This window comes from Clostridium culturomicium (assembly GCF_000821305.1).
Classification (GTDB): domain Bacteria; phylum Bacillota; class Clostridia; order Clostridiales; family Clostridiaceae; genus Clostridium_J; species Clostridium_J culturomicium.
The window spans coordinates 519,957-533,966 of sequence record NZ_CCXK01000017.1 but is presented as its reverse complement, the minus strand read 5'-3'; the positions used below and the strand labels follow the sequence as shown (position 1 = coordinate 533,966).

11 protein-coding genes are annotated in these 14,010 nt (G+C 31.9%); 1 reads left to right on the top strand and 10 read right to left on the bottom strand.

The features are described from left to right. Position 1: 1 nt before the first annotated feature. From BN1075_RS14940 to BN1075_RS14930, 3 genes are all read right to left on the bottom strand, one after another. Entirely contained in the window at positions 2 to 2,263 is a 2,262-nt protein-coding gene (locus tag BN1075_RS14940) for a VIT and vWA domain-containing protein (protein WP_040194019.1), read from the bottom strand. Positions 2,264 to 2,349: 86 nt separating this feature from the next. After that, a complete protein-coding gene (locus BN1075_RS14935) occupies positions 2,350 to 3,291 on the bottom strand; it encodes a dipeptidase (protein ID WP_040194018.1) in 942 nt (313 codons plus the stop codon). A gap of 19 nt (positions 3,292 to 3,310) precedes the next feature. Next, the gene (locus BN1075_RS14930; protein ID WP_040194017.1) at positions 3,311 to 4,300 is read right to left on the bottom strand and encodes a WG repeat-containing protein; all 990 of its coding nucleotides are present in this window, start codon (positions 4,298 to 4,300) and stop codon (positions 3,311 to 3,313) included. A gap of 135 nt (positions 4,301 to 4,435) precedes the next feature. Between BN1075_RS14930 and BN1075_RS14925 the strand changes: the two genes are divergently transcribed. Beyond that, complete coding sequence (locus tag BN1075_RS14925; RefSeq protein WP_040194016.1) at positions 4,436 to 5,653, top strand: 6-phosphofructokinase; 1,218 nt, start codon at positions 4,436 to 4,438, stop codon at positions 5,651 to 5,653. A gap of 134 nt (positions 5,654 to 5,787) precedes the next feature. On the opposite strand, the gene BN1075_RS14920 is transcribed toward BN1075_RS14925, so the two are convergent. From BN1075_RS14920 to purM, 7 genes are all read right to left on the bottom strand, one after another. Further along, on the bottom strand, positions 5,788 to 6,405 hold the full coding sequence (locus tag BN1075_RS14920) for a ParB N-terminal domain-containing protein (protein WP_040194013.1): 618 nt from the start codon (positions 6,403 to 6,405) through the stop codon (positions 5,788 to 5,790). Positions 6,406 to 6,576: 171 nt separating this feature from the next. After that, entirely contained in the window at positions 6,577 to 6,972 is a 396-nt protein-coding gene (locus tag BN1075_RS20850; protein ID WP_052406571.1) for a prepilin-type N-terminal cleavage/methylation domain-containing protein, read from the bottom strand. Between the two features lie 153 nt (positions 6,973 to 7,125). Continuing rightward, positions 7,126 to 9,255, bottom strand: a complete 2,130-nt coding sequence (locus BN1075_RS14910; protein WP_040194012.1) for a tetratricopeptide repeat protein — start codon at positions 9,253 to 9,255, stop codon at positions 7,126 to 7,128. A gap of 221 nt (positions 9,256 to 9,476) precedes the next feature. Continuing rightward, entirely contained in the window at positions 9,477 to 10,721 is a 1,245-nt protein-coding gene (purD, locus tag BN1075_RS14905) for a phosphoribosylamine--glycine ligase (RefSeq protein WP_040194010.1), read from the bottom strand. A 168-nt stretch (positions 10,722 to 10,889) separates the two neighbouring features. Further along, positions 10,890 to 12,401: a bifunctional phosphoribosylaminoimidazolecarboxamide formyltransferase/IMP cyclohydrolase gene (gene purH / locus BN1075_RS14900; protein WP_040194009.1), complete on the bottom strand. Its 1,512-nt coding sequence runs from the start codon at positions 12,399 to 12,401 to the stop codon at positions 10,890 to 10,892. 5 nt (positions 12,402 to 12,406) lie between these two features. After that, positions 12,407 to 13,021 carry a phosphoribosylglycinamide formyltransferase gene (purN, locus tag BN1075_RS14895; protein ID WP_040194007.1) on the bottom strand — a complete coding sequence of 205 codons (615 nt, stop codon included), beginning with the start codon at positions 13,019 to 13,021 and terminating at the stop codon, positions 12,407 to 12,409. Then, positions 13,009 to 14,007 (bottom strand): phosphoribosylformylglycinamidine cyclo-ligase, encoded by a 999-nt coding sequence (gene purM / locus BN1075_RS14890; RefSeq protein ID WP_040194006.1) that lies wholly within the window; start codon positions 14,005 to 14,007, stop codon positions 13,009 to 13,011. The genes purN and purM overlap by 13 nt, the downstream gene beginning before the upstream one ends. Positions 14,008 to 14,010: the final 3 nt, after the last annotated feature.

Below are 14,010 nucleotides of genomic sequence, written 5' to 3'. Positions count from 1 at the left end.
CTTAATTTATAAGATTACAAATTATCTCACTTAAAATATTCTCGTTTCTGTCTCTTTGAATTCTTCCAAGAATAATTTCTTCGATTTTATTTATATCAAACTTACATTCTTCCATTAATTCAGTAATTTTTTCTAAGACTTCATTGATTCTTACCCTTTGATGATCCTTTACCACTAGCTTAGAATTCACTTCTTTTATTGCATAATAGCAAAAGGCAAGAATTTCTCCATCCTCGGGATAATTGATATAATTATCTAATATATACATTATTCCTTTTATTAAAAGGTTTCTATACATATCAATGATTATATTATTTTTTGTGAAAGCAATGATAGCTTCTGTGGTGTATAATAATTTTTCTTTTTCACTATCCTCTATAGAATAGGAAAAGTCTCCATTTGCCAATTGCTGAGTTGCAACTATTCTCACTAAGTCTTCCTTACTAATTCCATCCCACTTAAGCTGATCAAGATCTATATTCTCAAGATTTTGAGTGTAATAGAAATTTGACATCACAGGCTTTTCCTCTTTCATGGCGCTGGAGCTTACAGGCAAGAACTTTCTCATTACTCCACCTAAAACTGGTTCATAAATCTCCTCTAAAAGCACAAAGGAGGTTTCATTGCTTATTATGCCACTTTCTGTAGATAACTCAATGATTTTTCTTCTCATCGCATCATAAATTTCATCACGTTCATATATTATCCTATTTTCAATGGACTCAATTCTCTTTTTATACCAAACCTTCTCAATTAAATCTGCATTTACTGCAAGATCCACCTTAGAAAGCATTACCTTTCTTTGAACCCTCCTGTTATCAACCATTCCATTTATTGTTACAACCCCTTCTACATCCCCTAATACTTTAGCAAAGATAGAAAAAGGTTCTCCATCATAAAGATATTCAATGGTCCTTGGATAAGTTTTATCCACTTTCATTCTGCCCCAGTCAATTTCCACATCAGTGATCTGAAGACCACGTATTCTATTGAACTGAGTTAACACCACATCTTCTATACGTTTACCAGAGTTGATAAATTCAGCTTTACCCATAGTTAACCTGGCAATCTTATTTATAAAGTAAGTATTCACAGCAGCATCTATACCAAATGGGAAGATTCTACTGTTTGTTTTTATTTCACTTACATAATCTAAAATTTCCTTTTCATTATCTACCACATCATCAGTAAAAATAATGATTACATTGTCTTCACCTGGCTGTTCATTATCAAAGCCATACTTTATTCCATCAAATAGTAAAGCATCATTTTCACAAGTTAGAGCATCTATCCATTTTGAAGCTAAGATTAAATTCTCATTGTTAAACTTAACCAAACCTTCATTTGAAAAATAAGTGAGCTTATCACCCATGGCAGCAACATTAAACTTATCCTCTGAGCTTAAATTTCTAAGACAAAGCTGAAGCGCTGTTTTAGCTTCCTTTAACTTATCACCTTCCATGGAATATGAAATATCAATCAAGAAAATATAATTTCCTTTTTTATCTTCTAGATTTCCCTCTACATCAGGAAGGAGCTTAAGATATATAATTCCATTATCTTCTTCATAATTCTCATAAATCATACCACTGGCTTCTAAAGTTTTTTCTTCCTTAAGCCATATGTTCATATCTTCATTTAAAGCACAATTATTGTCCTTTAAAGTCACTTTGTAAATATTTCCCTCACCTTCCTCAACTTTAATAGGATGGGAATCACTGGAGATAAAAGTTTTATCAAAGGTTTCAATAAGTAAATTTAAGGAAAGCTTATATTTAATCTTTTCTTTTTGAGGATCCTTCTCATTAAACATATTCACTGGATTAACAATATGTGGAATTGTAAGCTTTAACTGATTATTAAAGTTAGAAAGCTCTTCTATATAGGAAACCTTGATTCCTACTTTTTCTCCCTTTAAAATAGTACTCATGGACAGTTTTAACTTATCTTTATTTAATTCTTCTAATTGAAGTTTTTCGTTATCACTAAATACCAGGTTCTCATAAACCTTTTCTATTTCTTCCTTGCTTTGAACCTTACCATATATTACACTACCGCCAAGATTAACCTCTATACCTGAAATTACAGCTGTGTCTGGTATAGGAAAGGTATACACACCTCTAACATCATCCTTGCCAGTGTTTTCATATATGTGATTGATAACAAATTCTACAAATTCTCCACATACGTTCCCTTCTATGCTTACTTCTTTTAAAACAATATTACCTTTAGTTGAATGGTTTCTCATCTTTTTATACTTCATTCCATCACCCCTTCGGAATATCTTCCTAAATATATATTACCAAATTTAGTTTTACATTCCAATAAGTGTAACAGTATTTTTACTTTTTAAAGAACCTCTTTTATAACTCTTAAAGCATTCTTATATAAAATTTTATCTATATCTGCTTCTTTAAATCCGTTTGCTTCAAGGGCATTAGTAAGCTTATACATTTCATCAATAGAGCTTATTTCTAAATTTGAAGGATTAATTCCATCAAAATCACTTCCGATAGAGATAACATCAGCACCTCCTACATTATAAATATGCTTAATGTGTCTTATCATATCTGAAGTACTGCTGACAGAACCATCCTCTATTAAGAATGACTTTTCAAAGTTAATTCCCATGGTTCCACCTTTTTCACTTAGAATCTTTATCATTTCATCAGTTAAATTTCTGCTATGATTACACATAACTCTACTATTAGAATGAGATGCTACAAAAGGCTTTTTGCTAAACTTCGCCACATCATAGAAACCTCCATCAGATAAATGAGATACATCAATAATAACTCCCAATTTATTCATCTCTTCTATAGCTTCTAAACCAAAACTCTTAAGTCCTCTTTCCCTAAACTCCTGCTTCCAATGTGGATACCCAATTGAGTTTTCATGATTCCAAGTAAGAGTAACCAGTCTAACCCCCAAGTCATAGAAGTTTCTTAATTTATCTATGGAACCTTCAAAAGCTTCACCTTCCTCTAAAGTTAAAAAGGCAGAAATCTTTCCATCTCTTTCATTGGCTAATATATCATCATAATTCTTAGCTATTTTTATTTCATGGATGTTTTTATTTACTTCATCATAAAACCTGTTTAGCATATCCATAGCTCTGTTAAAGGGCTTATCATGCTCATCTAAATCTATAAAAAGTGCAAAAAACTGGGCTAAAGACCCTGCAGCCTTTAACTTTTCAATATCAACTGCTATATTATTCTTCTTCAAATTCATGCTTTTATCATCAACTAAGTGATAAATTGTGTCACAGTGTAAATCAATTATACTCATTTCCATACCCCCATACTTTCTAAAAAATTAATTGTCCAGTTTTATTTATATAGCCTTCTTTTTCATCTATGATAACTTTACAGATTCCATCAATGAAATTTTCTACTTCATCGAACTGTGGGTCAATAATCATTTCATTATTTATATCGACAAAGCCCCATTTTTCACTCAATTCAACTGAAAACAAATCTTCACTGAAATCAAAAACATTGTCATACTCTATTGGTATGATTACTTTTCCACTTTTATCAATGAAGCCATATTTTTCATTAATTGAGATTGGTGCATAATCACCAGTGAAGTTATCTGCCCAGTCATAAATTGGTTTTACTACAAATTCACCCTGGGTATTAACGAAGCCCCACTGATTATTTACAGAAACAGCGGCCATACCATTAGAAAATTCGGTAGTAAAGTCAAAATTCCCTTTAATTTTCACATTAAAGTTCTCATCAACATATATATTTTCACCTTTATAACCTACAGAAGCAAGGCCCTCACTAAAGCTGTTGCCATACTCATAAATAAAACCACTCTCACATCTACCTTCTTTATTTATGTATCCAAAATAGTCATTATGTAAAACTAAGGCTAATCCATTATCATCAAATTCACTAGCTTCATCATATATAAAAGGAATCACTACTTCTCCTTCATAATTTATGTATCCCCATTTTCCCATGGACATAACAGCAGCTAAGCCTTCAGTAAAACCTTTTCCATCTTCATACTCCATAGGTATAACCTCATTACCCTTGCTGTCAATATATCCACATTTACCATGAACCTCAACCTTTGCCCTTCCTTCATTAAAGAAATTAATATCTTCATATTTAGGCTCAATAACAAAATTTCCTGACATATCAATGAAGCCGCATAAGCCATCCACTTCAACAAAGGCCATATCATCTTCAAATACATCAGCATAATCAAAGTTAAAGCCTATAACAATATCACCATTTTCATTTATAAAACCGTATTTTTCATCTCTTTCTGCTGGATAAATCATTTTAAAGCTCTCCTTTTAATTTAAAAATATAATAATATTATATACTTTAATTTTAATTGTTACTATACATAAAATATATTATAATATAATCAATACATAAAATTTTATATTCACATTTCAAAGGAGAGTTAATTTATGAAAAACTGTATAGTAGCACAATCTGGAGGTCCAACTTCAGTAATTAATGCTAGTGCCATGGGTGTATTTAAAGCAAATGAGGAATTAAAATACTATGATAATGTTTATGCAGGTATACATGGTATTGAGGGAATATTAAACGAAACAATGGTAAACTTGTCTGAAATGGATGCTGAAGTTATAGATAGATTAATGTATACTCCATCATCTGGACTAGGTTCATGCAGATACAAATTAAAATCATATGAGGAAAATAAGTCAGAATATATAAAGCTTTTTGAGATATTCAAAAAATATGAAATAGATACTTTCTTCTATGTCGGTGGAAATGACTCTATGGATACTGTACATAAGCTTAGCAATTATGCTAAAGAGCATAACCTATCAACTAAATTTTTTGGTGTTCCAAAGACTATAGATAATGATCTTCCAATAATGGACCACACACCTGGTTTTGGAAGTGCAGCAAAATTCATTGCGACAATCGCTCTTGAAAACAAATTAGACTGCAGCGTATACAGCGCTAAAAATGTATTTATCATAGAAACTATGGGACGTGACACTGGCTGGCTAGCAGCAAGCTCATGTGTTGCAACACTAAATGGTAAGCCTGTAGTAGACTTCATTTACCTTCCTGAAGTAGCATTTGACAGTGAAAAGTGCTTAAAGGATATAGCTAAGAAGTTAGAAACTCAAGATTCTGTGGTTGTTGTAGTATCTGAAGGAATCAGAACTGCAGACGGTACCTTCCTTGGAGAAATCGGTGGCCATGGATTAGATAAATTCGGCCATGCACAACTAGGTGGAGTTTGTAACTACTTAAAAAATCTTATAAAAGACAATGGAGTATGTAAAAAAGTTAGAGCCATCGAGCTTTCAACTATGCAGCGCTGTGCAATGCACATTGCTTCTCAAACTGATATTGAAGAATCTTTCAACTGTGGCTTTGAAGCTCTAAAATACTCTGTGACTGGAGAAAGCGGATACATGATCGGTATGCAGAGAGTATCAAATGCTCCGTACAAATCAGAAGCCTTTGCTCTTCACACATCAAAAGTTGCAAACAACATTAAGTACTTCCCTAAGGAGTGGATAAATGCTGAAGGCAACAACGTTACTAAGGAAGCATATGAATATACTCTTCCTCTAATCCAAGGAGAACCAAAGGTTCAATACGAAAACGGTCTTCCAAAGTATGCTTTTATCCTAAAATAAGATAAAATTCAGATAAAAATAAGCCAGTATGATTTTAATGTCATATTGGCTTATTTTAAACTCTTTTAGGTTAAAAATACAAACTCAATACTCCACTTTGAAAATCTAAGCCTCCAAGTAAAGTCTTAGCTTCTTTATTCCCTCTCACTAAAAAAATCATCACAAAACTTATGCCATTTTATCTTATATTCTTCATTAGATATTAGTTTAAGGTCATACGGTGAATAAACATTTCTTTTCCTTGCTTCTTCAACAAAATCTTCTAGATAGTCTCCTGGTTCTGTAAAAAATGCTCTTATCTTAGAATATCCCTTTATGGTTGCATAATAAAGCCTAGTATGACCATCTATAGATACAAAATGATCCTTTATCTTAGTTAAAGGAATACAGATATCTTCTTCACTTTCTATGAAAGATTCTATAGCTTTAACTTTATCTATATCTATATAAAACTGAGAAGGCTGAATATCCTTAATACTTATATAAAAAATCTCTTTAGCAGGAAAAGATTTTATTACTTTCATATTAGCATCATAAAAATTAATAATATGCTCTGCATAAAATCTAAATTCATCTATCAATTTATTTAAGTCAATTTCTTTATCGTAAAATACAATGGCAGAATCTTTATTTATTATTCTAAAGCTACACTTATATTTTTCATCAATAATAAAAGCACCATGTTGCCTTAAAATGTCTTTATTAAATCTATCATCTTCATAGATATTTATTCTTTGTATTATATTGCTCATTTCCTCACATCCCACCTAATAACAATAATTTTATAACATTTCAATATTATTACATAATGTATATATTGTATCACAACACTTTAATATATGAAATAAATTAATATTAGGTAAAACTATACAAATAAAAATAAGCCAATATGAATTCACACATATTGGCTATTGTCTTCATAATTACTTGCTTGCACTTGGTAAAGTAGATTCATTTACTGGATAAAATTGTGTTGATCCTACTGTAATAATTACTTTGTTACTATTTACACTTACAGCAAAAGCCTCCCCTGTAGATTGTGGAGTTGGTAACTTGCCGCTAAAATACTCATCAGCTAAACTCTTCAATTGAACCTCAGTTAATTGTCCAGTTAATGACTCACCAGATAACATTTCACTTTGTACAGCTACTGCAATAGCGTTAGCGTTTGAGATATCAGCTTTCTCCTTAGCTTCATCAATTTTTCCCATTATCATAGGAGCCACCATCATTGATAAAGCTGCAACAATTCCCAATGAAACTAAAAGCTCCATCAACGTAAAGCCTTTCCTTTTCTTTCTACGTTTTATGTATTTCATAATCACCCTCCTGGTTTTAATTTTATATATAATTACTTCCCAGTTATTGGATTATTTATACACTTTTATTAAATATTTCAAATAAAAGACACACTAAAATTTTAGTGTGTCTAAAAAACCTAAACTCCCATAAAAATCATATTTCTATTTTAATTAATTAAACACTTTCTCCTTAGTAGATCTTTTAGAAGTTATATTTGAACTTATTTTATTTAATTCATTATTACAAGCTTCTTTTATGGTGTGAGCTTCATCATAATGCTCATCAATTCCTAACGCCTCTTCTGCACTTTTAAGTGCTAAAGTATAGTTATTTTCTTTAAAGTAGATCTTTGCTTTTAATAGATAGTATCTTTCATCATCTACCATATCTATAGCTTTATTGATAAAGGTTATGGCTTTCATCGGCTGGAAATCAACTATTCCATAGAAGTAATAGGCTATTATATAATAAATTCTATCTTGTCTTTGATAAATATTAAAGATACCCATTAAAAAGCTAAGAATCTCCTTACGTGGTAAGAAAGTTTTTCTTATGGTTCCTCTTTCAAGGTCCTTACCTGGCATTCTAAAAAGGTAATCTACAGCTTCTGTGTATTGATATCTTCTTATATAAACACAAACAACATTCAAGTTCATATACAAATCCTTTGGGCTTAGCTGCAAAGCTCGTTCCATGTATTGATTTGCTTTTTCATATTCACCTATTTCAAAGTGGGTTCTAGCTAAAAGATTAAAGTACTTTCCGTTGTTATCTCTTAAGCTGATAGCTTTATTTAAGTTATAAATTACTTCAGAGTAACTGAAACAGTCCAGATTATGAACCCATGAAACTTCTTTTAACTCTGTTTTAGAGCTGTTTAGAAGTCTTAGAACTAAAACAATGGCTCTCCCTTTTCTATAATAGCCGTGGGCACAATTCTTATTTATCTTTATGAGCATGTCATAGATATTTATGGCTTTATTATAATTCTCAATCATTTTATAGGTATATTTATTTTTCTCTGAGATTTCATACTTCTCACCATACTCCAAAGCAATATCTTCATAGGTTTTTATCCAAAACTCATTATCTAAAGACAGATTAATAGCTCTTGTACAATTTTTTAATATTTCATCAGTTTTAGCATCCAAAGATATATATTCATCAGCCTTAAGTCTTTCTATATCTTTTAATAATAAATCTGTTAAATCCTTTTTATACTTTTCACAGATTTCTTCGTACTGGCCATTTTCATCCTCTAAACTTTTTATAATGCATTCATGACTTTGAACCTTTATTAAATAAGCACATTTATCTTCTACAATGATATTATCTAAAACATTTATTCCCATATCATATTTTTTAAGCTTCATATAAATAAAACCTTTGTGATATAAATAATCATAGTAGTTGCTGTTTTTAAGGTTTATAACTTCGTCAAGAACTTGTAATATTACATTTTCGTCCTTAACTAAAGAGGTTCTTTCCACAATATCATCTACTAATTCTTTAACCTTTTTATCTATATACGCTCTGCTTATATAGTCTTTATCTTCATACTCGCAATTTTTTTCTATATCATAAAGTAGCTTGTATATGTTCACCATTTCAATGAAATAATCATTATCAATTAAAATGTATTTACCTGCTTCTATGAGCTCAAGACACTTAAATTCCTGAAATCCTGTACCACTGTGAAAATGGTCATTTTCTTCTTCCTTTAAGGTTACTTGAAGGAGTTTCATATAATAATCATATAGATTATAATAATCTCCTTTTTTAATAAATTGATTTATGCATTTTGTGTAGTTATTTTTTAAAATTGCTCCAACCCTAAAAACATTTTCACCAAAAATTTCCACATCACCATAACTTGCATAGGCATCTATTACAAATTTTAATCCATTATAATAAACGTCAAAGGCTTCCTCAAGCCTGCCAAGTTGCTCTAATATTTTCCCTTTATGGTTATATACATACTCATCCACATTAATGCCAAATGAACGGTTTATATAATACAATGCATTTTCGTAATCTTCTATTTGGTAGTAAGCAAAGGATAAAAGATCATAAACCTCATCAGAAGTTTTGAAGTCTAAAGCTCTTTTCAAAGCTGAAAAAGCTTCATCCATTCTCTCTAATTTCAAAAGCATTTTTCCCCTTAAAATATAATAATCATATCCCATTTCATCTTGTTTTGAAGCTTCCTCTAGTTTTATTAATATTCTTTCAGCATCCTTTAAGCTTATATTACTATAACTATCGTATTTTTCTTCTATATTAAATTTGTTGTAATCCATTATATTCCTCCACCTAATAATCCCCAATATTTCCTCATCTTGATTCTATCATAAAATGTTATAAATCAATATAAACAAATAATTAAATTTCTTGCATCCCTTAGGCTCTCTAAGCAGTTAAGGATCACTGTCCTTAATTTTATACTAATTCTAACGACTAAAAATATATAAATATAAAAATACTATATGCACTTTATAAAGTACATATAGTATTTACAATTCTACTTCCCAATATCAGTTCTATAATACATTCCATTAAAATTTATATTTTTTAAAGATGAATAAGCTTTTTCTCTTGCTTCATCAAGAGAATCACCTAATGCAGTTATTCCAAATACTCTTCCTCCACTAGTTACCATCTTAGAGTTTTTCAAAGCAGCACCAGCATAGAACACCTTTTCCTTATTTCCTTTACCCCCTTGTATTACTTCACCAGTTTCATACTTGCCAGGATATCCTGCTGAAGCCCCAATAACACAGCAGGCAGTTTTGTTTTTGAATGTTACCTTCTCTTTTTCTAGTCTTCCTTCAACTGCTGCTTCAATAAGGTCAACAAAACTGCTATCCATTAAAGGTAGCACTACTTGAGTTTCTGGATCTCCCATTCTAACGTTATATTCTAGAAGATATACTCCTCTTTCATTTATCATTAAGCCAAAGAAAATGATACCAACATAATCTAAGCAATCCTCTTGAATTCCTTTTAAAGTTGGCTTCAATATATCTTGATCGAAGGTCGCTAATACTTCATTAGTGCAATATGGATTAGGCGCAACTGTTCCCATTCCTCCTGTATTTGGTCCTTTATTACCTTCAAAAATCGCCTTATGATCCTTTGATGATATAAACGGAATTATTACTCTTCCATCAGTAATACTTAAAATTGAAGCTTCAACTCCTTCAAGAAATTCTTCAACGATAATTTCCTTACCAGCTCCTTTAAAGGTATCATTTACCATGAAATCATTTATAGTCGCTTCCGCTTCCTCTACAGAACCAGCAATGACAACCCCTTTACCTGCTGCAAGCCCATCAGCCTTAATAACTATTGGATAATCAACTTCCTTAACATAATTTAAAGCTGCTTTTGGGCAACTAAAAGCTTCATACCCTGCAGTTTTCACCCCATGTTTTTTCATAAACTCCTTGGCATAGGTTTTACTTCCTTCAAGCTGTGATGCCTCTTTACTTGGTCCAAATATCTTTAAATTATGCTTCTTAAATAAATCTACAATACCTTCACAAAGATAAACCTCTGGACCAACCACAGTTAAATCAATAGCATTTTCAAGGGCAAAATCAAGGAGTTCTTCATTGGTCGAAGCATTAATGTTTTCACATTTATTCTCCATAGCTGTACCACCATTACCTGGTGCACAATAAATTTTTTCTACCTTTGGACTTTCACCAAGTTTCCATGCAATGGTATGTTCTCTTCCACCGTTACCAACAACTAAAATCTTCATACTACACCTCTATTTCAATTTTAAATTAAGAATTGAAAATTTAGAATGGTGGATGAAATCCCTATGGAATTTCTATATACTAAAGAAACTCCCTGAGGAGTTTCTTCTTTAATTCTACATTCTAAATTCTTCATTCTCCATTCTACATTCAAGCATTCTAAATTATCATTAATGTTTGAAATGTCTGATTCCCGTAAACACCATCGGTATTCCATATTCATTACAAGCATCAATACTTTCTTGGTCTCTCACAGAGCCGCCTGGCTGAATAATTGCTCTTATGCCATTTTTATGAGCTTCATCCACACAGTCTCTGAATGGGAAGAAGGCATCTGATGCAAGAACTACACCGTCTCCTGCTCTTTCTATTGCCTGCTCTGTAGCCCATATTCTGTTAACTTGTCCACCAGCAATTCCCTTAGCCATGCCATCCTTAACAACAACGATAGCATTAGATTTAACATATTTACAAACCTTCATTCCAAAGATCATATCATCCATTTGCTCTTTTGTTGGAGCAGCTTCTGTAACTACTTTAATATCTTCTACTAACTTCTTGTCAGTGTCTTGAACAAGAATTCCACCATCAACTGAAATAACTTCTTTCTTATCTGAAGGTTTAGCCGTACATCTTATAATTCTTAAATTTTTCTTTGTTTTTAAAACTTCTAAAGCTTCTTCTTCAAATCCTGGAGCAATTACTATCTCTAAGAAGGTTTTCTTCATTTCTTCGGCAGCTTCCTTTGTAACAGTTGTGTTCACTGCCACAATTCCACCGAAAATAGAAACTTCATCACAGCTGAAGGCTTTAGTATAAGCTTCAAAAGCTGTTGATCCTAGAGCTACTCCACAAGGTGAGTTATGTTTTAAACCACAGCATGCGATTTCTTCAAATTCATTTACTACCTTCCAAGCTATGTCCATATCTTTTATATTATTGTAGGAAAGAGCTTTTCCATTTAGTATTTCTATGTTATTAAGCATCCCCTGTTTATTAGTGTTAGTATAAACAGTAGCTTCTTGATGAGGATTTTCTCCGTATCTTAAATCATCAAACTTCTCATAAGATAAAGCTAAATATTTATTGGAAGGCTTCTCCTCACAGTTGTTTAACAGGTATTCACAAATAGCGCTGTCATAAGCAGTAGTTAAGTTAAACACCTTCATGGCAAGTTTTTTACGTGTTTCAAAAGAAACTTGTCCAGTAGAACTTATTTCTTCTGCAATAGTGCTGTAATCAGCTGCATCACAGATAACTACAACATCCTTAAAATTCTTTGCAGCACTTCTTAGCATTGTTGGTCCGCCAATATCAATGAATTCTACTGTATCTTCAAAACTTAAGCCCTCTCTAGCTTTTTCAAAGAAAGGATATAAATTTACACATACTAAATCGATAGTGTCTATTTCTCTTTCCTTTAAAGTATTCATATGCTCTTCATTATCTCTGATGGCAAGGATTCCTCCATGAACCACTGGGTGAAGAGTCTTAACTCTTCCATCAAGCATTTCAGCTGCTTTAGTTACTTCAGCAACTTCTTTAACTTCAATATTATTTTCCTGTAATAACTTATAAGTTCCACCAGTTGATATTATTTCTATTCCTTGACCTCTTAAAAACTTCGTAAAATCAACTATGCCGGTTTTATCATAAACACTAATTAAAGCTCTTTTTATCATAATCATTACTCCTTTATAATTACTTTTCTATTCTCTACCACTACTTTTCCTTCACTTAGAAGTTTAATGGCAAGGGGAAGAGCTTCATGCTCTTCTTTTAAAATTCTTTTTTGCAGTTTTTCAGGAGTATCATCATTTTTAACTTCTACAACCTTTTGAAGAATTATGGCCCCTGTATCCGTATTTTCATCAACAAAGTGTACTGTACACCCACTGAATTTAACTCCATAGTTAATGGCAGCTTCATGAACCTTTAAACCATACATACCCTTTCCACAAAAGCTTGGAATTAAAGATGGGTGTATATTAATGATTCTATCTTTAAATTCAGATATTAAAGGTTCAGCTACGATGGATAAATATCCTGCTAAAACAATGAAATCTACCTTGTTTTGAAGCTGTTCAAATATCTTAGCACTTAGTTCCTTCTTATATATTTTTCTATCTAAAACTAAAGTTTCAATGCCAGCCTTTTCAGCTCTTTCTATGCCATAGGCACCTTCCCTATCACTAATTACAAATTTAATATTAACATCCTTTAAAAATCCACTTTTAATGCCATCTATTATGGATTGAAGATTAGTTCCTCCACCAGAAACTAAAACTGCTATATTAAGCAAACTCCTCCACCTCCATGCTCAACATGGCCTATTTCATAGGCCTTTTCGCCTTGTGAAATAAATTCAGCAATTACCTGATCTTTGATTTCTTTGTCTACTGCAATGACCATCCCAATACCCATATTAAAAGTATTATACATATGATACTCATCTACACCCTTTTCCATTAAATAAGTAAATATATCTGGTCTTGGGAAGGAATCCTTCTTAATTTTCGCAGTAAAATCTCCTTTAAACATTCTAGGAACATTTTCATAGAAACCGCCACCAGTGATATGTGCAAGTCCATTCAGTTTGAACTTCTCCATTACAGCTAATACTGGTTTAACATATATTTTTGTTGGCTCTAAAAGAATATCTCCAAGAGTTCTTCCATTCAATTTTTCATCATAGTTCTTTATAAGTTTTCTAACTAAAGAGTATCCATTGCTGTGAATTCCTGAAGATGAAAGACCTATAAGCACATCTCCATCCTTAATGTCACTACCATCAATAATTTTGTCTTCGTCTACAATACCCACTGCAAACCCAGCCAAATCATAGTCTCCTACATTATACATTCCTGGCATCTCAGCAGTTTCTCCACCAGTTAAAGACGCATAACTTTGAAGACAACCTTCACTTACCCCTTTAACAATATCACTTGCCACAATAGAATCAAGCTTACCACAAGCAATATAGTCTAAGAAGAACAGTGGCTTTGCTCCATGACATAAAATATCATTTACACACATGGCAACACAGTCAATTCCAATGGTATCAAACTTTCTAAGCTTAATAGCAATTTCAATTTTTGTACCAACTCCATCAGTTCCAGACACTAAAACCGGCTTTTCATAACCTGCTGGAAGTCTCATCATTCCAGCAAAACTTCCTATTCCATTTAAAACTGAAGATGTTAAGGTTCTGGCAGTGTACTCTTTCATAAGCTTCACAGCCTTATAGCCTTCTTCTATATTTACCCCTGCGTCTTTGTAAGTTATCATCTT